The sequence below is a fragment of the Pseudohongiella sp. genome, assembly GCF_011050365.1.
Lineage (GTDB): Bacteria > Pseudomonadota > Gammaproteobacteria > Pseudomonadales > Pseudohongiellaceae > Pseudohongiella.
Genome location: NZ_DRFV01000008.1, coordinates 14,499 through 36,788, shown reverse-complemented (window position 1 = coordinate 36,788; position 22,290 = coordinate 14,499). Strand labels below are relative to the sequence as shown.

The 22,290-nt window shown below is 57.4% G+C and carries 19 protein-coding genes and 1 pseudogene; 8 read left to right on the top strand and 12 right to left on the bottom strand.

What is annotated here, in order from left to right; all coding sequences use genetic code 11:
- Positions 1–59: 59 nt before the first annotated feature.
- Both rpoZ and gmk read right to left on the bottom strand, forming a co-directional pair.
- Positions 60–243, bottom strand: a pseudogene (gene rpoZ / locus ENH71_RS16195) (DNA-directed RNA polymerase subunit omega); the annotation flags it as partial.
- A gap of 221 nt (positions 244–464) precedes the next feature.
- Complete coding sequence (gene gmk, locus ENH71_RS06050) at positions 465–1,082, bottom strand: guanylate kinase (protein ID WP_294136171.1); 618 nt, start codon at positions 1,080–1,082, stop codon at positions 465–467.
- A gap of 215 nt (positions 1,083–1,297) precedes the next feature.
- Between gmk and ENH71_RS06045 the strand changes: the two genes are divergently transcribed.
- Positions 1,298–2,266 carry a metallophosphoesterase family protein gene (locus ENH71_RS06045; protein ID WP_294136169.1) on the top strand — a complete coding sequence of 323 codons (969 nt, stop codon included), beginning with the start codon at positions 1,298–1,300 and terminating at the stop codon, positions 2,264–2,266.
- Between the two features lie 74 nt (positions 2,267–2,340).
- On the opposite strand, the gene ENH71_RS06040 is transcribed toward ENH71_RS06045, so the two are convergent.
- Positions 2,341–3,552 carry a Vgb family protein gene (locus ENH71_RS06040; protein WP_294136167.1) on the bottom strand — a complete coding sequence of 404 codons (1,212 nt, stop codon included), beginning with the start codon at positions 3,550–3,552 and terminating at the stop codon, positions 2,341–2,343.
- 145 nt (positions 3,553–3,697) lie between these two features.
- On the opposite strand from ENH71_RS06040, the gene selD reads away from it, so the two are divergent.
- The 3 genes from selD to chrA are packed head-to-tail and all read left to right on the top strand — an operon-like array spanning position 3,698 to position 7,108.
- Positions 3,698–4,771: a selenide, water dikinase SelD gene (selD, locus tag ENH71_RS06035; RefSeq protein WP_294136165.1), complete on the top strand. Its 1,074-nt coding sequence runs from the start codon at positions 3,698–3,700 to the stop codon at positions 4,769–4,771.
- Between the two features lies 1 nt (position 4,772).
- Entirely contained in the window at positions 4,773–5,867 is a 1,095-nt protein-coding gene (mnmH, locus tag ENH71_RS06030) for a tRNA 2-selenouridine(34) synthase MnmH (RefSeq protein WP_294136162.1), read from the top strand.
- Positions 5,868–5,890: 23 nt separating this feature from the next.
- On the top strand, positions 5,891–7,108 hold the full coding sequence (gene chrA, locus ENH71_RS06025; RefSeq protein ID WP_294136160.1) for a chromate efflux transporter: 1,218 nt from the start codon (positions 5,891–5,893) through the stop codon (positions 7,106–7,108).
- A gap of 132 nt (positions 7,109–7,240) precedes the next feature.
- On the opposite strand, the gene ENH71_RS06020 is transcribed toward chrA, so the two are convergent.
- Positions 7,241–8,158: an SMP-30/gluconolactonase/LRE family protein gene (locus tag ENH71_RS06020; protein WP_294136158.1), complete on the bottom strand. Its 918-nt coding sequence runs from the start codon at positions 8,156–8,158 to the stop codon at positions 7,241–7,243.
- A 114-nt stretch (positions 8,159–8,272) separates the two neighbouring features.
- Here ENH71_RS06020 and ENH71_RS06015 point away from each other — a divergent pair, with 114 nt between their 5' ends.
- Complete coding sequence (locus tag ENH71_RS06015; protein ID WP_294136156.1) at positions 8,273–8,863, top strand: LysE family translocator; 591 nt, start codon at positions 8,273–8,275, stop codon at positions 8,861–8,863.
- 73 nt (positions 8,864–8,936) lie between these two features.
- Here ENH71_RS06015 and ENH71_RS06010 read toward each other — a convergent pair whose 3' ends face one another.
- Positions 8,937–10,100, bottom strand: a complete 1,164-nt coding sequence (locus ENH71_RS06010) for a peptidyl-alpha-hydroxyglycine alpha-amidating lyase family protein (RefSeq protein ID WP_294136154.1) — start codon at positions 10,098–10,100, stop codon at positions 8,937–8,939.
- Between the two features lie 71 nt (positions 10,101–10,171).
- Positions 10,172–11,047, bottom strand: a complete 876-nt coding sequence (locus ENH71_RS06005) for a dienelactone hydrolase family protein (RefSeq protein ID WP_294137631.1) — start codon at positions 11,045–11,047, stop codon at positions 10,172–10,174.
- A 135-nt stretch (positions 11,048–11,182) separates the two neighbouring features.
- On the opposite strand from ENH71_RS06005, the gene ENH71_RS06000 reads away from it, so the two are divergent.
- Positions 11,183–11,935 (top strand): AsmA family protein, encoded by a 753-nt coding sequence (locus ENH71_RS06000; protein ID WP_294135826.1) that lies wholly within the window; start codon positions 11,183–11,185, stop codon positions 11,933–11,935.
- Positions 11,936–11,979: 44 nt separating this feature from the next.
- Here ENH71_RS06000 and hrpB read toward each other — a convergent pair whose 3' ends face one another.
- Positions 11,980–14,457, bottom strand: coding sequence for an ATP-dependent helicase HrpB (gene hrpB / locus ENH71_RS05995; RefSeq protein WP_294135829.1), 2,478 nt, complete (start codon positions 14,455–14,457; stop codon positions 11,980–11,982).
- Between the two features lie 7 nt (positions 14,458–14,464).
- Entirely contained in the window at positions 14,465–15,052 is a 588-nt protein-coding gene (locus tag ENH71_RS05990; protein ID WP_294135831.1) for a TMEM165/GDT1 family protein, read from the bottom strand.
- 230 nt (positions 15,053–15,282) lie between these two features.
- On the opposite strand from ENH71_RS05990, the gene ENH71_RS05985 reads away from it, so the two are divergent.
- Entirely contained in the window at positions 15,283–16,113 is an 831-nt protein-coding gene (locus ENH71_RS05985; protein ID WP_294135833.1) for an MlaA family lipoprotein, read from the top strand.
- On the opposite strand, the gene ENH71_RS05980 is transcribed toward ENH71_RS05985, so the two are convergent.
- Positions 16,114–18,222: an acetoacetate--CoA ligase gene (locus ENH71_RS05980; RefSeq protein ID WP_294135835.1), complete on the bottom strand. Its 2,109-nt coding sequence runs from the start codon at positions 18,220–18,222 to the stop codon at positions 16,114–16,116.
- Positions 18,219–19,034 (bottom strand): SDR family NAD(P)-dependent oxidoreductase, encoded by an 816-nt coding sequence (locus ENH71_RS05975; RefSeq protein ID WP_294135838.1) that lies wholly within the window; start codon positions 19,032–19,034, stop codon positions 18,219–18,221. Before ENH71_RS05975 ends, ENH71_RS05980 begins: the two co-directional genes overlap by 4 nt.
- Before the next feature lie 148 nt (positions 19,035–19,182).
- On the opposite strand from ENH71_RS05975, the gene ENH71_RS05970 reads away from it, so the two are divergent.
- Entirely contained in the window at positions 19,183–21,684 is a 2,502-nt protein-coding gene (locus ENH71_RS05970) for an efflux RND transporter permease subunit (RefSeq protein ID WP_294135841.1), read from the top strand.
- 7 nt (positions 21,685–21,691) lie between these two features.
- Here ENH71_RS05970 and ENH71_RS05965 read toward each other — a convergent pair whose 3' ends face one another.
- Entirely contained in the window at positions 21,692–21,835 is a 144-nt protein-coding gene (locus ENH71_RS05965; RefSeq protein ID WP_294135844.1) for a hypothetical protein, read from the bottom strand.
- A 200-nt stretch (positions 21,836–22,035) separates the two neighbouring features.
- Positions 22,036–22,209: a DUF1328 domain-containing protein gene (locus tag ENH71_RS05960; RefSeq protein WP_294135846.1), complete on the bottom strand. Its 174-nt coding sequence runs from the start codon at positions 22,207–22,209 to the stop codon at positions 22,036–22,038.
- Positions 22,210–22,290 lie beyond the last annotated feature (81 nt).

The window sequence follows — 22,290 nt, the reverse complement described above, 5'->3', positions numbered from 1 at the left end:
GGCGTCCAGTTCGGCTTCGGCGACTTCGCGGGCCGGTGCGGGGCGTGCCTTGAGAATGCTGACATCAACCAGGCCTTCGGCGATTTCGCGCAGCGCGATCACGGTGGGCTTGTCATTGTCTTCCGGCACCAGGGCATCTTTGCCACCGGTCTGCAATTGACGCGCGCGCTTGCTGGAGATCATCACCAGTTGAAAGCGATTGTCTACTTTGCTCAGACAATCTTCTACGGTAATACGTGCCATATAAAACCTGCCTTGTTGAACTTGAATCCGATGTTAGAATTCGATGTTAAAAGTCTGTTGCTAAAAATCAGTTACGCCGCTGATAGACGATTGACGGACGCGGACTGCAGGCCGGAAAACGTCGTGGCATATAACAGAGGACCGGCTATGATACTGAATTTATGCAGCGCTTGCATGCAAATTCAGTGAACCGGGGGCAAAAACGGCGAAAAACAGCGCTGTCAGGCCAGCAAATCCTGTAGCAGGTTGCCGTTATTGCGCAACTGCTGTTCGCGCTCCAGGCGGGCGGCCCGCAAGATGGCGCGAAGATCGTCCAGCGCCGCGTCGAACTGATCGTTGATCACCAGATAGTCAGCTTCACCGTAGTGCGATATTTCATTTTTGGCCAATTGCATGCGGCCGGCAATGGTCGCTGCATCGTCCTGGCCGCGGCCGGTCAGGCGCTCCTGCAGTGTGGTCAGTGACGGTGGCAGGATAAAGATGCTCTTCACCGGGCTGATCAGCTTGCGCACCTGTTCAGCACCCTGCCAGTCGATTTCCAGAATGACATCCATGCCCAGGTCCAGTTGCTGCTGCACCCAGACACGTGATGTGCCGTACATGTTGCCAAAGACTTCTGCCGACTCCAGAAAGTCGCCCGCCTCGCGCATGGCCAGAAACTGGTCACGGTCAACAAAATGGTAGTTGACGCCATGCTGCTCGCCGGGACGCTTGCTACGTGTGGTGTGTGATACCGATACGCACAGGGTGTCGTCACCGTCGGCCAGCAATGCGTTGACCAGACTGGTTTTGCCGGCGCCCGAAGGAGCGGAAATTGTGTAAAGCGTGCCTCGGGCCATAGAATTGTCGGCGGTACTGTGTCAGGTGAAGGAGTGGGTGGTGATGCGGCAGAACTATAGTCAATCCTGCCCCGGGTGTCCACTGTCAGCCGGTACATCCATGGCGCGAGCTCACACAATGGATGGTTGACGCAGCGCAGCGGACGGAGAACAATCAAAACAGGTCTGCCCGGCTGAGTCACCGGTTGCGGGCAATGGCTTACAGGAGATCAGCAATGGATCGGCGCCAGTTCATCAGCACGGCAATGCAATGTTTGTCCAACGTGACGATTGCCGGTGTGCTCCCGGTCAGCGTGGTGAAGGTGGCTTTCGCGAACTCAGGTCAGTCGACCCGGGATTTCAGTTTTGCCTGCATCTCCGATGCGCATTTGCAGCAGATTCGCGGCAGACAGTTTGTCGCCAGGCAGGAACAGGCGTTGCAGCGAGCTGTGTCAGAAATCAACCAGATGAGCCCCCGTCCGGATTTTGTTGTGTTTGGTGGTGATCTGGCGCAACTCGGCAGCCGTGCCGAACTGGACCATGGTGCCGATATCCTGTCCCGCTTGCGCAGTCCGTTACATATGGTCATGGGAGAGCATGATTACTACCTGGATCTGGGCGAACGCTGGCGTTCGCTGTTTGGCGAGCCGAGCTACAGCTTTGATCACAAAGGCGTGCATTTTATTGTGTTGAACAGCGTGCTGACCTGCGAAGACTGGACATTGCGGCGCTGGCATTCAGCTGAACGCCGCATGGCGGAAATGACCGGTCTGGACAGCCCGCGCATGTCACCCTTTATGGTGGGTGCAGCCCAGCGTCAATGGCTACAACAGGACCTCGACAACACGGACAAAACGACACCGATCGTGGTGCTGTCACACGCACCCTTGCAGAAGATTCGCAAAGCCTGGAATTTCTGGACCGATGATGCCGACATCCTGCAGGCCATGCTGGCGCCATTTGATCAGGTCAATGTCATCTATGGGCATGTGCACCAGCGACTGCACAACCGCATCGGCAATATCCAGTTCGATTCTGTGGTTGCGACCGCGTGGCCGTGGCCCAGTCCGCAGCGCAGCGCAGAGGCAGCCAGCCATATACCGGTGCTGACAGTGCCGATCGCCAGCAACAATCGCGAGACTGGTTGGCAGCTGGTCAATCTGCACAGTGGTCACGTGGACGTTGCCGATTCCGCAGCGAGCTGAGGTAAACGGCATCGCTAAAACCGGATTGACCATTTGCCAGCCAATCCGGTTCATCAGCGTGTCCGTTATAGGGACTAGGGAATCTGTACCAGGCCGATTTTGTTGCTGCTGCTCTGGTGAATCAGCAGGTTGTTGTCCTCGGTCACCCAGACATGGCGGATGATGCCCACGCCGGATGGTACAGCCCAGCTCTGGAATCGTTCCGAGGACGGGTCAAACCGGACCAGTGCATCGGGACGCATGCCGGATTCGTTGTACCAGATCACGTCATCAATGACGGCCATGGAGTAGGGGTGTGAATCAGGCCCGCTTGGCGAGTCCCATTGCGTGATATCACCAGTTTCCGGCTCCAGTCTGCCGATCTTGCCCATGGTGGAATTGACGAACCAGACGTTGCCCGCGCTATCCAGATCCAGTCGGCGGATACGGGTGCGCTCATCGGGCACTTCGTAATAGCGCACTTCCATGGAGTCGGGATCCATGCGTCCCAGCTTGTTGGTGCCGTTATAGGCAATCCACACGTCGCCACCCTGGTCTACCTTGATGCCATAGGGCCTGGGTTCGGTATTGATCTCCCGAAGCTCGCCGGAGTCCGGGTTCAGGCGGCCCAGCATCGCAGCACCCTGAGAGGTGAAATACAGGTTGCCGTTGGGATGGAAAACCGCCGAGTGGGGATCGCGTGCTTCAGTTGCATATTCAGTCACCATGCCGGTTTCCGGGTCAAGCATGCCAATGGTGCCATTGCTGTTACCGGTGTACCAGATATTGCCGTCTTCATCGGGCACGATGGTGTGTGGCCGCGCCGTTGGCGGTAAGTGAAACTCTTCCATGGCGCCGGTTTCCGGGTCCAGTCGGCCGGCCAGGCTGGCCCACATGCCGGTCCACCAGATTGAGCCATCAGGGGCTTCGGCCGGGTCGCGTGAACGCTGACCCAGAGTGGGTACCTGCCACTCGGTGATTTCAATGTCGAAGTCACCGGCAACAAGTGTCGGGCGACGGCTGGTATCTTCAGGGAAGTGGGCTGCCAGATAGGTGGCAATGGTTTCCGCCTGGGCGGCTGGCAGCTCGACCATGGTGGAAAACACCCGATGCCAGTCAGCGGCAGAGGCATAACCTGCCGAGCGAGAGATGAGATTCAGGCCGTGGCAGGTTGTGCAGGCAATTTCCACCAGATCCTTGCCCGGTCCGTCCGGCAGTGCATTACTGCCTCCCGGTTGCGCCCAAACAGGCGCTGAGGCTGCCAACCCGGCGCCGAGAACCGAAATGTAAAGCCAGTGCTTGAGCATTGCCGCATCTCCTTGAAACCAACCACGTTATATTTCAGAAGCATCAGCATCATATAAATCGCAAAATGGGTCAACATGTGGCCCTGAAGAGCAATGGTGCCGTTGGCGCGTTATAATCCGTAAAACATTAAATCGTGGGAATTCTATGTCATCTCCGGATACAAACAATAGCCAGACGGTTCGTCTGACTGCTTTCAGTCATGGTGCCGGCTGTGGCTGCAAGATCGCACCTGCGGTACTGGACCGTATACTGGCGTCACAACGCCAGTTTGCCACCGATCCGGCTCTGCTGGTGGGCAACAGCTCGAAAGACGATGCGGCCGCTTATGATATCGGCAATGGCCAGGTTATTCTCAGCACCACCGACTTTTTTATGCCGATTGCCGACGATCCCTTTGACTTCGGGCGCATCGCCGCCACCAATGCCATCAGTGATATCTATGCCATGGGTGGACGTCCGTTGATGGCCATCGCCATACTGGGTTGGCCGATAGACAAACTGTCGCCGGAAATCGCCGGGCAGGTAGTCGATGGCGGGCGTCAGGCGTGTTCGGACGCCGGTATCGTGCTGGCCGGTGGTCACAGCATTGATTGCCCGGAGCCAGTGTTCGGACTTGCCGTGACCGGTCTGGCGCAGCGTGAGCACCTGAAGCAGAACAATACCGCGACCGACGGTTGCCTGCTGTACCTGACCAAGCCGCTGGGTGTCGGCGTGCTGACCACGGCACAAAAGCAGAACAGGCTAAAGCCGGAGCATGAGTTTCTGGCGCGTGATGTCATGTGTCAACTCAACAAACCCGGCCTTGCCCTGGCACAAATAGCCGGCGTCAAAGCCATGACTGATGTCACCGGGTTCGGTCTGATGGGTCACCTGCTGGAAATGTGTGAAGGCAGTGATCTGATTGCCGAGCTGGATATCGCGCGAGTGCCGGTATTGCCGTCAGTGCGTGATTATCTGGCATTGGGCTGCGTGCCCGGCGGCACCCTGCGTAACCACGACAGCTACGGTCACCGGCTGGCGCCAATGGACGACGCTCAGCGTAACCTGTTGTGTGATCCGCAAACCAGCGGCGGCCTGCTGATAGCAGTGCTGCCGGAGAGCCGTGATGAAGTGGAGGCACTGCTGCGGCAACAGGGTGTGCCAGAGGAACTTTGCCAGCCAATCGGTGAACTGTCGTCTGCCAGCGCCGATGACGATATCCGCGTCAGGCTGCGTTGATATGCGAGCTGACACCCAGGACTATCTGGCGTTGTTTCTTGATGATGCGCCCCTGATAGATACCCGTGCACCGGTCGAATTCGCACGCGGGGCTTTCCCCAATGCCGTCAACCTGCCACTGATGACCGATGACGAGCGGGCAGCGGTCGGCACCTGCTACAAGGAGGAGGGACAGCAGGCTGCAATGGCGCTCGGCCATTCAATGGTCAACGGCGATATCAAAGCACTGCGTGTGGACGCGTGGCTGTCACAGGCGCGTCAGCATCCGAATGGATATCTGTATTGTTTCCGTGGCGGCCTGCGCTCACAAATCTGTCAGCAATGGCTACATGAGGCGGGACTGGATTACCCCAGAGTCGAGGGCGGCTACAAAGCCATGCGTCAGTTTCTGCTCGGTAGCCTGGAGCAGATCTGCAGCCGCCAGAAAATTCTGGTACTGGCGGGACACACAGGTTCTGCCAAAACTGATCTGTTAAATGAGTTACCTGACTCTGTTGATCTGGAAGGTATTGCCAATCACCGGGGCAGTTCATTCGGCCGGCGCGCCGATGGACAACCGTCACAGATTGATTTTGAAAACCGGCTGATCATTGCCATGCTTAAACATCAGCACCGGCACCCGGGTAAAGCAATTGTTCTGGAAGACGAGAGCCGACTGATCGGTCGCTGTGCGCTGCCGCATGGTTTGCGCGAGGCCATGGCAAAAGCACCGTTGATTCAGTTGCAAAGTGATCTGGACGCGCGAACGGAACACTCTTACCTCAATTACATTTTGCGTAAATCAGCGGAATGGCAGCAACATGCCGGTGCAGAGCAGGGCTTTGAGCTTTTTATCGAGGACCTGCGTGAGTCCCTGTTCCGCGTGCGTAAACGTCTGGGCGGTGAGCGTTACGCGGTGGTGAGTGAACAACTGGAAAATGCCATCCGGACGCACCGCGAAGGTGATGCCGCCGAACATCGGGTGTGGATTCGCAGCCTGCTACGCGATTACTACGACCCCATGTACGATTATCAGGGGCAGAAACACCCGGAGCGTGTTGTGTTCAGGGGCAGAGCCGATGCCGTGCGTGAGTTTTTGGCAACGCTGCGCAGTTGATAGTGAAAAGGGGATTTTGAATCGTGTCAGCAAACAATCTAACCAGGCCTGCTGCTGAAGGCACCGACAATGCATTGCAGGTGTTTCTGATTTTCCTGCGCCTGGGCTTAACCTCATTTGGCGGGCCGATTGCCCATATCGGATATTTCCGCGATGAATTTGTCAGCCGTCGTCAATGGCTAAACGAACGCAGCTATGCCGACCTGGTAGCGCTGTGCCAATTCCTGCCGGGTCCGGCCAGTAGCCAGGTCGGACTGGCGTTGGGTTTGTCACGTGCCGGTTATCGCGGCGCACTGGCGGCCTGGCTCGGCTTCACGCTGCCATCGGCACTGGTTCTGATACTGTTGGCCATGGGCATTTACGGGTTTGCCGACGGTGCGGTTTCCTCAGGTCTGTTAACCGGATTGAAAGTCGTCGCGGTGGCCGTGGTAGCGCAGGCCGTATGGGGAATGGCACGCAATCTGTGCCCGGATACCCCGCGTCTCACGTTGATGGCCGTTGCCACTTGTCTGGTGTTGCTGTTGCCATCAGTGTACGCGCAGGTCGGTGTCATCGTCGCCGCGGGTGTGGTGGGTCTGTTCGCCTTCAAACCGGCGGCCAGCGACGCCAATGATGACTGGCGGGTCCCGGTCAGTCGTGGCGCCGGCCTGTTCTGGCTGAGTCTGTTTTTTGTGTTGCTGCTGGCGCTGCCAATAGCCATGCAGCTATTTCCTTCTCAGACGCTGGCGCTTATCGATGCATTCTATCGCGCCGGTTCGCTGGTGTTCGGTGGCGGCCATGTGGTGTTGCCGCTGCTGCAGGCCGAGGTTGTCCCGACCGGCTGGGTACCGGAAGATGTGTTTCTCGCCGGCTATGGTGCGGCGCAAGCCGTGCCAGGTCCCCTGTTTACCTTCGCCGCCTTTCTCGGCGCCGCCATGACATTCCCGCCAACTGCCTGGCTGGGTGGGCTGATCTGCCTGCTCGCCATCTTCGCGCCGTCCTTCCTGCTCATCGCCGGTGCATTACCATTCTGGCAACAACTTCGCGCCAATACCCGCATGCAATCGGCACTCATGGGCATCAACGCTGGCGTTGTCGGCCTGCTTTTAGCTGCCCTCTACGATCCCGTGTGGACCAGCGCCATCGTCGGCCCCAAAGAATTCGCCATGGCACTCGTCGCCCTGATCGCCCTGATGGCCTGGAAACTTCCCCCCTGGCTCGTGGTTCTCGCCAGCGCCGCGATCGGCTGGCTAATCGCCTAAACTGACAACATCACCAGAATCTTCCACAGTCAGTAGCAGAAACTTAGAGGGGCATGCCCCAACTGGCTTGGGCCATCCCCTCTAAGTTTCCATGCACCGACCCTGCAGTTAAACCGCTGACAAGTCGCCCAATCAATCCAACGGCAGAAACCCCAGCGCATTATTGTTATTCATCGGAATCACAATCTGATTCTGCACCGAGTCATAACAGATCGACGCCGCACTCGGAATGCCTTCCGCAATCACCTCGGCCTCACCACCCGGCACAATCCTTGAAATGCTGCCATAACGCACGCTGCTGACATACTGGGTGCCGTCTTCAGTGACAATGATGCCGTCGTTGCCACTTTCTGCCGCGTATTCGGTATTGATCAACTCACCATCAGTGTTGAAGGTCATAACATGGTTATTACCGATATTGATAACTACCACATTGCCATCGTTATCCACCGCAACACCGTTAGGCAATATCAGCGGCGACCCATCGATAAACACGGACGCCGCACCGTCAGGGCTGACGCGATAGACGCGCTGGGGATCACGGGTATTGGAGGCATAGATGGTCCCGTCGGCGGCAACCGCAATGCCATTGAGGCCATTGGCGCCCGCATCGGCGACTGAGTGTGAGGCCAGCGGCTGGCCACTGGCGAGATTGAACGTGCGCACAGTATCAGTGTCGGCAACGTACAACACGCCATCGCGCACGGCACTGCCCAGGGGTTGGTTCAAAGTCAGGCCGTCGCGGCTGCTACCGATCCATTTGGCGGTATGCACTGATCCGTCAGGATTGATCAGCGAAACGTAACCGTCATTTTCTTCCATGACCTGGGGTACGCCGGCATTCATGGCCAGAATCAGGTTGCGCTCGGGGTCGAAAGTGCAACTCTCGGCGAAACGGAAACTGCCGTATACCTTGACGTTCGACGACATCGGAGTGGGTTCGCCGGCTTCATTGACCGTGCCCAGAGGCACGCCAGCGGTGAAATCCTGTGCGCTGGTCAACGTGGTGAAGGTCAGCGCGAAGGCGCCGGCAAGCATGGATAGTTTCATGAGTGTTTCTCCTTAAACAGGGGCAGCGAGTATACTACCCGCGGCAAATGATTTAGTGACAGACTGTCCAACAGTTTACTAGAACTCAGGTATTTCCCTATCACTACACAATTCATGATATCGGTTTTTTTGTTCGCGTTGTCGGCAGCGATCACCCCGGGTCCCAATAATGTCATGCTGATGAGCTCGGGTGTCAATTTTGGCATCCGCCGCAGTGTACCTTTGTTGCTGGGTGTCTGTATCGGATTTCCGGCCATGTTCGTCGGCATTGGCCTGGGTCTGGGCGCTGTATTCCAGCGTTATCCGCAAGTGCATACCCTGATCTCGGTGGTGGGTATCATTTACCTGTTGTATCTGGCCTGGCGTATTGCCCGCAGCGGCCAGCCGGAGCAGGTCAGGGACATCAAGCCACTGACTTTTCTGCAGGCAGCGGCGTTTCAGTGGGTCAATCCCAAGGCCTGGGTCATGGCGACCGGTGCCATTGCTGCATTCACTACCACGGCAGGCAGCATGAATCAGCAAGTGCTTAACATGGCGATGATTTTTATCACGGCAGCGGTGCCCAGCGCGTTGACCTGGTTGCTGTTCGGGGTCGGGTTACAGAAATTGCTGGCGGATCCGCAGTGGCTGCGGCGTTTCAATTACCTGATGGCAGGTTTGCTGGTGCTGTCGATGCTGCCGGTGATTCTGGATCTGCTGAACTGAGAGTGGCGGTTGCCACACCCGGTTCAGCGTCACCGTAAGCCGTTATCAGCGGGCGCTGAAAACGACAGCTGTATCAATGCGAAGGAAAGTTGTCTGGCAACAGTCTCGGGATGAACTTGGTCATGCCCTGCACCGGGCCTACTTCGCCCGCATAGATATTGCCCGCGCTATCCACGGTCACGCCTTCGCCCATGGCGCCGATGCCACCCATACCGGTGGGACGCTCGGAGTTGTGCTCGGGAATGTAGTACCACACCTCGCCCGTGCGGGCGCTGCCGATACGCATACCTTTACGCCAGCCCGGGTTGTAGTTGCTGTCTGACTCCGAGTCAATGGCATACAGCACATCGTTATCGTCGATAAACAGACCACTGATGCGGCTGAACTGATACCAGGTATCCAGGTGCGTGCCTTCCTGATCGAAAATCTGGATTCGACGGTTGCCGCGGTCGGCAACAAACAGGCGTCCCTGTGAGTCCATTGCCAGCGCGTGCGGGGATCGCATCTCGCCGTCATCGTAACCCCAGCTGCCCCAGCTTGTCACAAAAGTGCCATCCGGCGCGAACTTGGAAATTCGACTCATGGAGGTCGGGCCGTCTTCGTCACGGAACTGCGCGCTGTGCGTTTCCGAGACAAAAATATGGCCGTCGGGCGCTACCAGTACGTCATTGGGCTCGGTGAAATGAGTGGGCAGGTCGCCCGCTTCACCCGGCGTGCCCAGTACCATTAACACTTCGCCCTGCGGGCTGAATTTCACGACCTGGTGACCACCGTACGCGTCCGGGTTCTGGGCCAGCTCCTGAGCATTGGCCGAGCGAGCGTCGGCCACCCAGATATTACCTTCATGGTCCACTTCCATGCCATGGGGCCACAAAATCTGTCCGGCACCAAAGCTCTGTACCACATTTCCTTCTGGATCCAGTTTCACGATGGGGTCTACATCGGACAGGGCGCATGAGTTGGCGCCGCAGCGATCACCGGCCCAGATGTGAACACCGTCCACATCAACGTGCACAGCGCTCACTGAACCCCAGCTACGGCCGTCCGGCAAGGTGCCCCAGTCGCGGATGGTTTCATACGGATTGGGCAGGTTATTGATGGGAGTGACATCGGCGTGTTCGGCCGGGCCGGTGGCGCCGGGCTGCGCCAGGGCGGACCCTGCCAGCAACGATATGGCGCCGGACAGCGCTGCCGTCAACCATAAACGGCGGTGGGTGAAAGATTGCCTGTTATTCATCAGATACCTCTGTTGTCGTTAACGTCTATGTTAAAACACTGTGTGCAGCGCGTGCTTTCAAGCGTTTTGCACTACAGCGCGGTTTCAAAAATGGCCAGCATGCGTCCCCACGCCCGCTCGGCCTGCTCCTGATGGTAAACCGTTGAGTCGATGACGCACCAGCCGTGCATGGCGTCTTCGTAGACCTCGATTTCAGCCGGCACATTGGCCGCGTCAAACGCTGCGCGCAAAATGTGCTTGGTTTCCGGGTCACGTTCGTCGTCATTCTCCGCGACCGCAATCAGCATGTGCGCATCCATATTGGGAATGCCCAGATGTGGACTGTCAGGGCTGTCAGTTGCCAGGCCGCCGCCGTGGAAGGAACCGCCGGCACCGATACGTTCGGGCAGTGCTGCGGCGGTTCTCATGACGATGGGGCCGCCCATGCAGTAGCCCATGGTGCCGATCTTGCGGCTGGTATCTACGGCTGCCTGCTGGTCAACCCAGGCGACAAACGTGCGGGCATCGGTGACGTGCGTTTCCGCGTTCAGGGCCCGGGCCATGGGCATGACAATTTCGCGGATAGCAGGGTCACCAAAACTGGCGCCTTCGGGCACCACCGGCGATGGCGCATTGCGATAGAACGGATGCACGACCAATACCGAGTAGCCGGACTGGGCGAGTCGTTTGCCCATTTCACGGAACGCCGGGCGCAGGCCCAGAATATCGGGCCACATGATCACGGCAGGATGTTTGCCGCTGGCAGGGTGGACAAAATAACAATCGGCGACGCCGTCAGGCGTCTCTATCATGACGTCAGACTCGATAACATCCTGGGCATTGGCCACTGCCGGCAACATCATGGCCAGGGTTGCACCGGCAGTCAGGGTATTGAACTGGCGACGGCTGATTTGACCGGACTTGCGCAAAAACTCATTGTTCTCTTCAAGCGTATCGAGGTCACACATTGTTATTCTCCTGAAATGGGACAACTCGGGCTGACCATGCTAATGGATTCCCGGGATCTAATAAAGCTATCTTGACGATGTAAGTGCTTGGCACTCATAGTGTTGACTCTACGAAGAATACAAGGAGCTGGACGTATGAAAAAATTATTCATTGGATTGCTGGTGCTGGTAGTGTTGATTGGTGCCGGCATGTTTTATGTCGTCAGCAACCTCGACTCTATCGTAAAAAATGGTATCGAGAGCGCAGGTACTGACGCGCTCGGCACTGACGTCCGGGTGGATTCCGTGGCTATCGATCTGACCGCAGGCACCGCTACGCTTTCGGGTTTCAGCATCGCCAACCCGGAAGGCTTCAGCAATCAGGATATGGTGAGATTTGATGAACTGAGTGTTGCTATTGATCTGGGCAGTATCGGATCCGAGGTTATCCGCATCAGCAGTATTCGCACGGTAAACCCCTATGTGCTGTACGAACTGCAGGGTACCCAGGCAAATATTGATGTGGTCCGGGCGCGCTTTCCGGCCCAGGAAACGGCTGCCGAACCCACGCCGGGGCCGCAACCGGTCATCGGCATAGAGGCAGTGACGATCAGTGGCATCCAAGGCACCTTGCAATCCAACCTGTTGTCGACGCCCGTTAATGTCAATCTGGGCAACATCAACCTGCCGCCTGTCGAAGGTACACCGCCAGAGCTGGCGCGCCAGATCGCAAGGCCATTACTGACACAATTGGCACGCAACGCGGCGGCTGCGTTCGGCAATATCCCGGCCTCACAATTGCGTGATAACGCCGGTCAGGCCGTTGAAGAGTTGCAGCAGCAGCTGGAGCAGGCAGAAGATGCCGCCCGCAGCGCGGCAGATGAGTTGCGCAACCGGCTAGGTTTGTAAACCGACTGGGCTGGTACCGGCCGGGCTGGTAATGGTGGCGACGATCAACGCTGTTTGGTAAAACGCGTGGCCGGTGCCTGCAGGGGATCATCCGGCCATGGATGTTTGGGGTAACGACCGCGCAGATCCTTGCGCACGTCAAAATAGCTGTTGGCCCAGAATCCGGCCAGATCGCGGGTCACCTGTACCGGGCGCCGCGCAGGGGAGAGCAGGTGAATCAGCAGCGGCACCCGGCCGTTAATGATGGCCGGCGTGGCGGTTTGGCCGAACATTTCCTGCAGTTTGACCGCCAGCACCGGTTCATCGCCGCTGTAGTCCAGCTTGATGCTGGATCCGCTGGGTACCTTGAGGTGAGTGGGCGTTAACTCGTCCAGTTGTCTTTGCAGAGCCCAGTCAAGACTTTGCACCAACAACCGCGCCAGCGGCAGGCGCTGCACCTGGTCCAGCCGGCGAATGCCCGACAGGTGCGGAGCCAGCCAGGTTTCCAGCGTGTCGATCAGAGTGTCATCGCTGACATCAGGCCACGGTTCGCCCAAGGTGTTGTGCAATAAACGCAGGCGACCAAGCAGCTCCAGGTCTTCGTCAGACCAGGACAGGCGTCCGGTCCGGCGCAGCGCGTCTATCAACGCCTGACTGACGATGGCTGGCGACAGGCTGGTTGCGGCGCTACTGGCCTGACGACGCGCCAGCACCAGGTCACCCAGTTGCTGTTGCTGCTCCGCCACCAGGCGTCCTGCCTTGTCATCCCAGTATGCGATGTTTTGCCATTCGGCCACTGCCGGCAAGGCCTGCACAAGCGCATCAGGGCTGATGGCGATGGCGTGGAAAATGCGGGCAGCGGTGGCCTGACCGTCCAGCTCAATGGCAACGATCAAGGGTTGATTGCGTAGCGCATGGCTTTCGGGCAACAAGGCCTGACCACCGCTGGCGAGTTTGAAACGAGCGTCACCCTGATTCTGCGCAATACGCTCAGGGAAAATGCGCGCCAGCAGTGTCGGTGCCGCCTCGATGTCGGCGTCATCGAGCTGGCAGCGCAACCGTTGTGCCCACTGCCGCGCCAGCATGAGCCAGCGTCCGGGTGCACCTCGGGTGGCCTGTCGGGGACGCTGCGCCAGGCACTGGGCCATATCCAGTTCGGATTCGCCCGGGCGCTCTTCCAGCCAGGCCACCAGCCAACACGCTGTTGCGGCCAGTCCGGGTTGCCGACGGCTGGTTTCCAGCATCAATGCGTAGCGCGGATGCGTCGGCCATTCAGCGCAGCGCTGGCCGAGCACCGTCAGTCTGGCGTTGGTGTCCAGCAGACCCAATGACAGCAACAGATGCCGGCAACTGCTTAGCGCAGCTGCCGGCGGTGGTGTCATCCAGTTCAGGGCGCCGGCATCGGTCACACCCCAGCGAGCCAGCTCAAATACCAGCGATGCCAAATCGCTCTGCAAAATTTCCGGTTCGCGGTGTGATGTCAGCACCTGCTCCTGCGACCACAAGCGGTAACAATAGCCGGGGCCCTCCCGGCCCGCCCGGCCGCGACGCTGATCGGCGCTGGCGCGATTGACAGTGCGGGTGTCCAGTCGCGACAGCCCCGAGCGGGGCTGGAATACGGGTACGCGTTCGCGGCCGGCATCAATCACAATGCGCACACCGGGTACGGTGACGCTGGATTCAGCGATGGCAGTGGCGAGGATGACCCGGCGCCGTTTGGATTGGCCACCGTCATGTGCGCCGCGAAGTACCTGCTGCTGTTCGGCCAGCGGCATTTGCCCGTGCAAAGGACACACGTCGATATCCCGCAATACGGTTGCCAGCTGGCCTTGCAGACGTCGGATTTCGGCCTGACCCGGCAAAAATACCAGCACGTCACCGTCATGGGCCGAGAGCGCTTCGTTGATCACACTCGCCTGATGCATGACGATAGCGTCGCGGCGATTGTTGCCGCCAGGTGGCGGGCGGTAGTGCGTGGCCACCGGCCAGCTTTGACCGGGACAATCCAGCACCGGCGTGTCACCGCCCAGAACTCGCAATAATGCATCCGTGTCCAGCGTTGCCGACATGACCAGCAACCGCAGATCCGGCCGCAGGCCTTGCTGTACATCCAGTGCCAGTGCCAGACCCAGGTCGGCATCCAGGCTGCGTTCGTGAAATTCATCGAAAATCAGTCCGGCGATCCCGTCCAGTGTCGGGTCATCCTGCAGAATACGTGTCAGAATGCCTTGCGTTACCACCTCCAGACGGGTCTGCGCACTGACCTGGCTGTCGCCGCGTACCCGGTAGCCGACTGTTTGCCCGACACGCTCACCGAGTTGTTCTGCCATGAAACCGGCAGCCAGGCGGGCGGCGACCCGGCGTGGTTCCAGCAATAGCCAGCGCTGCTTCGCGGGTGTGTCTGCCAGCAGCGCCAAGGGCACCCGCGTGGTTTTACCGGCCCCGGGCTGTGCCACCAGCACACAACGAGGATTTGTCTGCAGGCTGGCGCGAAGCGCGGGCAGCATGGCATCAATGGGCAGGGAGCTGTTGGCGTTTGCCATGGTCAGGTCACCCGCCGGGGGAAAGGCCGAAATCGCCTCCGGCGCCCAGCAACGTGGCAATGCCGAGTGCCAGGAAGATGGCAGCAGCGACGACATGGATAGCCCTGATAGGTAATTTGTGCGCCAGTCTGTCGCCCAGAAACACGGCCGGCACGTTGGCGATCATCATGCCCAGCGTGGTGCCCAGTACCACCCAAAGCAGACTCTGATATTGCGCCGCCAGGGCGACGGTGGCGATCTGTGTTTTGTCGCCCATCTCCGCGATAAAAAAGGTCACCAGCGTGGCGCCGAACACGCCGTAGCGCGATGCGTGGGTTTCGGTGTTGTCCAGATCATCAGGTATCAGCACCCAGACGGCCATGGCAATAAACGACAGACCCAGCACCCAGCGCAGCGTCTGTGGTCCCATCAATGCGGTCAGCCAGGTACCGATCAGGCCGGCAAAGGCATGGTTGGCAATGGTCGCCAGCAGAATAGCGAGAATGATAGGCAGCGGTTTGCGATAACGCGCGGCCAGCAAAAATGCCAATAACTGGGTGCGATCACCCATTTCGGCCAGCGTGACCAGACCGGTTGAAACTAAAAAGGCATCCATGGCGTATCTGGCCTGCGGCAGGTGGTAACGAGTGGAATCTAGCGCAATGGCGAATTCTATCCAAGCAGCGCCGGTGCGGCAAGGATAGCAGGTACGCGGGTGTTGCCGTCGAATTCGTTTGTGCGGCGACCGCACTGTGAGTATGCTCGAGAAATGCTATACCAGGAAACTAAATCACCGAAGTGGCTATTAGCCGGGCGTGCTGCTTGCCTGGCTGCAGGGAGATGACAGTGGGAATTGAATTGAAGACATTACGCAGCCTGTATCTGGCGTTGCCATTATTGTTGTTAGCGACCGGATCAGAAACCTGGGCGCAAGCCGGCCAACCGGTTGATGACGATGTTGAGCCCAATGTGGTGCCAAACGTCGAGCGGGCTGACGGGTCGAATAGCGACTCTGAACGCTTCGGCCCTGACATGGTGGCAGTGGCCGGCTATAACGATCCCCTGATTGGTTTCAATCGTGCCGTGTTTGCTTTCAACGATGTCTCCTATCGCTATGTACTGGTGCCGGCAGCGAGAACCTATCAGAATGTGACGCCTGACCCTGTCAAAGCCGGCATTGGCAATTTTTTCTACAACCTGCGTACGCCGATTTATGCCCTGAATCATCTGTTCCAGGGCAAGCCGGACCAGACAGCGAAAGACCTGGCCCGGTTTGTCGTCAACACAACCGTGGGAATCGCCGGTATATTCGACCCGGCTGACTCGTGGCTGAAAATGGAGCGCCAGGTAACCAGCGCCGGTGACACCATGGCACAGTACGGGGTAGGTTACGGCGCCTACCTGGTACTGCCGTTTATTGGCTCATCCAATCTGCGCAATGTGGGTGGCATGTTGCTGGAGATGCCGTTAAACACCATCGAGTATCTGGTTGATGACCCGGAAGGCACTGTCATTCGGGTGTTTGATAATTTCCAGCTTTACAGCCCCATGATCCAGTCCTATCTTGATATTACGGCAGAAAGTGAAGACCCTTATATCTTTATGCGCAACCTGCATATTCAGGGTATTCAGCGTGATGCTGCGTATGCTGAGCAGGCTCGCGCAGAAGACAACTGATCAGCCACGAGCCGCTGTAAAGTCGACAAACCAGTCGATGGCATCGGGGTTCGCCATTGAGTCGCGATTCACCGACTTGCTGATGTCCTTGCCCAGCAATATTTTCTTGACCGGAATTTCCAGTTTTTTACCGGACAACGTGCGCGGCACTGCCGGAATGGCAAATACTTCGTCGGGCACATGCCGTGATGACAAGGTCGTGCGAATCGCATTCAGCAGCTCGTTTCGCAGGGCAGTGGGCACACCGGTTTGCTGCGGCGTCGCCTTGCCGCGGGAAGCAGCGCCCGCGATTTTGCCGTCAGGGGCAGGGCCGCTAAGCACCACGTCAGTGACGCCGGGTGTGCGCAGGACCACAAACAGGACCATATACGATGGCCGATCCAGATACTCCAGGTCTACTACCAGCGAATCCAGAATATCGTCATGTTCTTCAACGACACGGTAGATTTCGCTGGTACCCATACGGATGCCGTGCCGGTTGATGGTGGAGTCCGAGCGACCATAAATAATGCCGGTCACTGCTTCTTCGCGAGGAATCAACCGCAACCAGTCTCCGTGACACCAGACACCGGGGCGGGTGTCTGCAAAGGTCTCAAAGTAACTTTCGTAATACCTTGAGCCATCGGTGTCGCCCCAGAAGAACAGGGGCATTGATGGCATGGGCTGGGTAACTACCAGTTCGCCTACCTCATCTATAATGGAATTGCCTTCATCATCAAAGGCGTGCGTCGCCACGCCCATTTCCCGACACTGCATCTCCCCGGCGTACACCGGCAATATGGAACAGGTTGTCAGAAAACAGGCGCCGGGGTCGGTGCCACCGGAAATACAACCGAGACGGACATCGCTTTTAACATGAGAGTAAACCCAGCGGTAACCTTCTTCGCTCAGCGGGGATCCCGTGCAGCCGATAGAGCGCAGTGGGCTCAAATCGAATTGCTCGCCCGGACTGATGCCGGCTTTCATGCAAAGTGCAATGAATGCCGGACTGGTGCCAAAGGCATTGACCCGCTCGCGCTCGGCATACCGCCACAGGGTAGTGCAGTCGGGATAACCGGGATTGCCATCAAACAGCATGATGGTGACACCATTCATCAGGCCATTTATCACAGAGTTCCACATGATCCAGTTGGTTGAGGTGAACCAGAATGCGCGGTCACCGGGTCGGGAGTCGCCATGCAACAGCCCGGCCTTGAGATTCTGGATGACCACGCCACCGTGGCCGTGAACGATGGGTTTGGGCATGCCGGTGGTGCCGGAGGAATACACTATCCACAGAGGATGGGAAAACGGCACGGCGACAAAATCGACCTGTTGCGGCTGGCCGGATGCGGCCTTGAAATCAATAACGTTGACCTGACGCTCCGGTGTGTCCGGAAACGCCAGCGTCAGTTCGGCAGCAGGATCCAGATACGGCACGAAAATCACGGTTTCCACACTGGGGAGTTGACGCACCAGCTGTTGCACGGTTTCGCGCCGGTCGTAGTCGCGGCCGCCGTATCGATAACCGTCAATGGCAAACAGGACTTTGGGTTCGATCTGCCGGAAGCGATCCAGCACACCCACTGCGCCCATGTCAGGTGCGGTGCAGGACCAGATGCCGCCCTGGCTGGTGACCGCAAGCATCGCCGCCACGGTCTCGGGTATGTTGGGCATATACGCTACGGCGCGATCACCGGGCTCCAGACCAAGCGCCCTCAATGTGGCAGCGATCGACCCGACCTGGCCGTTAAGGCTGCGCCATGAAACGTCAGCACGCTCCACCAGTTCGGATTGAAAAATGATGGCCGGCTGATCTGCGGCGACGGCAATATGCGCGCGGGCCAGGCTGTGTTCGGCATAGTTGAGCGTTGCGCCTTCAAACCAGCTCGCACCGGGCATGGTGCGCTCGACCAGCACCTGGTCGTAGGGCGAATGTGAAATCACGCCGCAATAGTCCCAGATGGTCTGCCAGAATGTCTCTATCTCGGTAACAGACCATTGCCACAGGTCATCGTAGCGTGCAAACGACAAGCCCCGGGTTTCCTTCAGCCATTGCTGATAGCGGGTGATGCCGGCATCGGCGATGCGACCTGCCGAGGGTCGCCACAGCGGCGTTGCCGGCTTCACGACGACTTCTCATTGAACATGGCGATGCGGCCGCCGTCCACGACCAGGTCGTGGCTGTTCACATAGCTGCTGTCATCACTGGCCAGGAACAATGCCGCATTGGCAATGTCTTCCGCCAGGCCCGAGCGGGGAATGGGCGTGGCGTTGGCAAGGTTGCCTTCAAGCTTGGCCATTTTGGCCTGATTCTCGGCATCGCTCAGCGTTTGCGCACGAGCCGAACCGCCCCAGAAAATCGGGGTTGCGATGGCGCCGGGGGAAATGGCATTGACGCGAATATTCCAGGGGCCGAGTTCTACCCCGGCCAGACGGGTCAGGTGGGTAACCGCCGCCTTGGCGCCTGAATACAGATACCCACCCTGCGCATAGCGATGCGCGGCAATGCTGGCGTTGTTGATGATACTGCCGCCACCGGCGGGTTTCATGACACGGGCGGCATGTTTGATACCAAAAACCGGGGCGCCGACAAGGAGTCGCATGACCCGGGCGAAGTCTTCTTCGGTCACCGACTCGGCGCTGCTGCGCTCGCCGGCGCCGGCGTTGTTAAACAGGCAGTCGAGTCGGCCGAACTCAGTCATGGCGATGTCGACTGCCGCGGCGATATCGGCTTCCCGCATGATGTCAGTACGCTTGAATACGACCCGGACACCAAACTCGTCGCTGAGCTCAGCGGCCAGCGCTTCGCCCTTGTCGACGGTTCGGCCGGCGATCACTAGTTGCGCCCCCTGGGCGGCAAAGACGCGAGCCGTGGCTTCACCAATACCGCTGGTGGCACCGGTAATAAGAGCGATCTTGTGTTGTAGTCGACCTGCCATAAAACATCCTTCTTTGTGATTATTATCGGAGTTGCAAGTATCAGAAAATCATAAACAAGCTGAACGCTGATAGCAATGCATGCGGCAGCGTAGACTTTGCATGACAATACTTCTATTCTGGGCGTCCATTGCAGTGAGGAGTCGCAGGATGCCATCGCCAAAGTCTGAACAGGATGTGCCCTCGCAGGACACGGCGAGGCAGGATAAATCACAACAGGCAGAGGGAATCTTCAGTTCGCTGAAAGCCGGTTTCATCAAGCTGATGCTGAACTGGCCCGGGACCATTCTTGCGGGCTTCCTGATACTGGTTGCAATACTGGGCTGGCAGGCCCGTCACTTTGAAATCGACGCATCCCCAGACACCTTGCTCACCCAGGGCAATGAACTGTATATCCAGACCCAGGATGTCAATCAGCGCTATGCGCCGCAGGAATTCCTGCTGCTCACGTATGAGCCCACTGGCCACGAACTGTATTCCGAGACCACCTTTACCAGTATCCGCTCCCTGACCGCTGCCGTGCTCGCGATGGAACGCGTCGAGTCCGTGCGCAATATGCTGAATGTGCCGCTTTTTGCCAATGTTGACAACGTACAGGACGTCAGCGGCGATCTGGAAAACATGACCATCAATGATGGTGAGTTTCAGATGCAGCAGATTGAAGAGGAATTCGACGATCACCCCATCTACGCGGATCTGTTGGTCAATCGTGAACAGACTGCGGCAGCATTGCAAATTCTGTTTCGCACTGATGCTCGCCTGCAGGAACTCAACGGCCGCATCAACGCCCTCAACAGCGCCAGTGTGGATCGCGAACTGACGCAACAAGAACAGCAGGAACTGGAAACCCTCAGCATAGAGCGGGAGCCCATTGAACAGGCGCTTGAGCAAACCCGTATCGAAGAAATTGATCAGCTACGGGCACTTGCCGCCGAGTATGCCGACGAGGCAAATATCAGACTGGGCGGCGTGCACGTCATCGCCTATCAGCTCATTGAAATTATCAGTAATGATCTGGTCATTTTCGGTGCCGCGATAGCAGTGATGATCTGCCTTGTGCTTCTGATTCTGTTCAGAAGTCTGCGCTGGATCCTGATTCCGGTGGTGTGTTGTATTTGCAGCGTACTGCCAACGATAGGCCTGCTGGCCATGTTTGGCATGAAAGCGACAGTGATCTCGGCCAACTTTATCGCGTTGCAGCTTATTCTGACCCTGGCCATCGTCATCCATCTGATTGTGCAGTACCGCCAGTTAGCCGAAAGTGACAATGGTCTGACGCAGCGCGAGTTGGTCCGCGCTACGCTGGATGAAAAGATGGGGCCCTGCTTTTTTGCCGGCATCACCACATCGGTGGGTTTTGCCTCACTGGTTTTCAGTGGCATCCAGCCGGTTATCTCCTTCGGCTGGATGATGATTATCGCGATGTCGGTGTCGATTGTGGTAAGTCTGATACTGTTCCCGGTGCTGATCGACCTGCTGCCACGGGAAAAAGTTCGCAAGGATTTGTCAGTGCTGGTTGCGCTGGTTAAAGGCTTTCGCGCACTGGTACTGAAATACCAGGCGGTGGTCTGGGTGCTGTGTCTGTTGATACTGGGTGTGGGCGTGTCAGGTGCCATGCGGTTGAGTGTGGAGAACAGCTTCATCAACTACTTCAAACCCTCTACCCAGATCTATCAGGAACTCGCCTACATTGATCAGCACTTTGGCGGCACCACTCCGCTGGACATCATCTACACCTTGCCCGAACAATCGGGCGATCCGGATATCGTGATGAGTGCTGAAAGCGTGTTGAGCATGCAACGTATCCAGAACCGGCTCAATCGTTATGATGCCACCGGGCGCATACTGTCGCCGGTCAACATGACGGATCTGGCGCGTGAAGTGAATAATGATCGGCCGCTGACCGAATATGAACTCACCGCGCTGTACTGGATGATGGATGAATCGTTTCGCGACGACCTCATCGGATCATTCTTCGATGAAGACAACAATCAGGTTCGGTTCAATATCTGGGTGGAAGACCTGACTGAAGGTCTCAACCGTGCCGGTTTGCTGCAGAGTGTGAAGAACGACATGTCCGAACTAGGGATAGCGGAATCGGAATACCAGCTGACCAATCTGTTTATGTTGTATCAGGATATCATGCAACAACTCGCTGACTCTCAGGTCACCACGCTGGCAATTGTCTACATCGCGTTAACGCTGACTTTTATGCTGATCTTTAAATCACTGACAGTGGCGCTGGTTGCTATCGCGCCGAACCTGTTATCAACTGCTGCCATTTTTGGCGTTATGGGCTGGGTCGGTTTGCCGCTGGATCTGATGACTATTACCATCGCTGCGATCGTGATGGGGATAGCCGTGGACGATACCATACACTATGTGCACCGGTATCTGGCGGAATTGAAAAAGGCAGGGAATGCGGCGGAGGCGGTCACACGTTCGCACGCCACAGTCGGTATGGCAATGCTTTATACAAGTCTGTTGATCGGTGCCGGCTTTTCGATGCTGGCATTCTCGGATTTTGTGCCGAGTGTTGTGTTCGGACTGCTAACAGCGCTGGCAATGTTGCTGGCGCTGCTGGCAGACCTTTGCTTACTGCCGCTGCTTCTGAGCCGCTTTGTTACCGCGGGGAAGTCAGTAGCAGGGTGACGGCAACTTAATTGGTCGCGTCATCAATCTCATCGCCCACTTCTTCCATGGCCTCGTCGATGTTTTCACCCGCTTCTTCAGCCGGACCTTGCTGCTCACAGGCAGCCAGGCCCAATACAGCGACAATAAAAAGTAAATAAAGCTTATTCATATATCCTCCTGGACATTATTAAACAGCCAACTAGCCGGCTCGTGGCTAGCTGACTTTCCTTGATAGTGTGACATAACACACACCGGTTATTCAAAAATCCTTCTTCTGCTTCTCGTCCTTATAGTCCCTTGTGCACTCCATTGCATCTATCAGTCCTTTGTCAGGTCACTCCTTTCACCCGGCAATGTACAGGTACGCGGCTAGACCGGCGGTTTGCCGCGAACGGCGCGTGCGATCATCGCAACGATGAACAGAATGATAAAGACAAAGAACAATAATTCAGCAATACCAACTGCCGTGCCTGCGATGCCAGTGAAGCCCAATAGGCCTGCGATGATGGCAATGATCAAAAATGTAATAGCCCAACTCAACATATTGCTATCCTCCTAAGACATCATTGTGTCGAATGAATCCCTGTTTGCAAGTTACATAGTCGCAAAGATTATGCCAGATAG

Excerpts from the sequence above, each read along its gene's own strand:
- ENH71_RS06045 (WP_294136169.1), top strand. The coding sequence starts at position 1,298 with ATGGATCGGCGCCAGTTCATCAGCACGGCAATGCAATGTTTGTCCAAC.
- mnmH (WP_294136162.1), top strand. The coding sequence starts at position 4,773 with ATGCGAGCTGACACCCAGGACTATCTGGCGTTGTTTCTTGATGATGCG.
- ENH71_RS05960 (WP_294135846.1), bottom strand. The coding sequence starts at position 22,209 with ATGTTGAGTTGGGCTATTACATTTTTGATCATTGCCATCATCGCAGGC.
- ENH71_RS06010 (WP_294136154.1), bottom strand. The coding sequence starts at position 10,100 with ATGAATAACAGGCAATCTTTCACCCACCGCCGTTTATGGTTGACGGCA.
- gmk (WP_294136171.1), bottom strand. The coding sequence starts at position 1,082 with ATGGCCCGAGGCACGCTTTACACAATTTCCGCTCCTTCGGGCGCCGGC.
- ENH71_RS06020 (WP_294136158.1), bottom strand. The coding sequence starts at position 8,158 with ATGAAACTATCCATGCTTGCCGGCGCCTTCGCGCTGACCTTCACCACG.
- hrpB (WP_294135829.1), bottom strand. The coding sequence starts at position 14,457 with ATGGCAAACGCCAACAGCTCCCTGCCCATTGATGCCATGCTGCCCGCG.
- ENH71_RS05965 (WP_294135844.1), bottom strand. The coding sequence starts at position 21,835 with ATGAATAAGCTTTATTTACTTTTTATTGTCGCTGTATTGGGCCTGGCT.
- ENH71_RS06040 (WP_294136167.1), bottom strand. The coding sequence starts at position 3,552 with ATGCTCAAGCACTGGCTTTACATTTCGGTTCTCGGCGCCGGGTTGGCA.
- ENH71_RS05970 (WP_294135841.1), top strand. The coding sequence starts at position 19,183 with ATGCCATCGCCAAAGTCTGAACAGGATGTGCCCTCGCAGGACACGGCG.
- selD (WP_294136165.1), top strand. The coding sequence starts at position 3,698 with ATGTCATCTCCGGATACAAACAATAGCCAGACGGTTCGTCTGACTGCT.
- ENH71_RS05975 (WP_294135838.1), bottom strand. The coding sequence starts at position 19,034 with ATGGCAGGTCGACTACAACACAAGATCGCTCTTATTACCGGTGCCACC.
- ENH71_RS05990 (WP_294135831.1), bottom strand. The coding sequence starts at position 15,052 with ATGGATGCCTTTTTAGTTTCAACCGGTCTGGTCACGCTGGCCGAAATG.
- ENH71_RS06000 (WP_294135826.1), top strand. The coding sequence starts at position 11,183 with ATGAAAAAATTATTCATTGGATTGCTGGTGCTGGTAGTGTTGATTGGT.
- ENH71_RS06005 (WP_294137631.1), bottom strand. The coding sequence starts at position 11,047 with ATGTGTGACCTCGATACGCTTGAAGAGAACAATGAGTTTTTGCGCAAG.
- ENH71_RS06015 (WP_294136156.1), top strand. The coding sequence starts at position 8,273 with ATGATATCGGTTTTTTTGTTCGCGTTGTCGGCAGCGATCACCCCGGGT.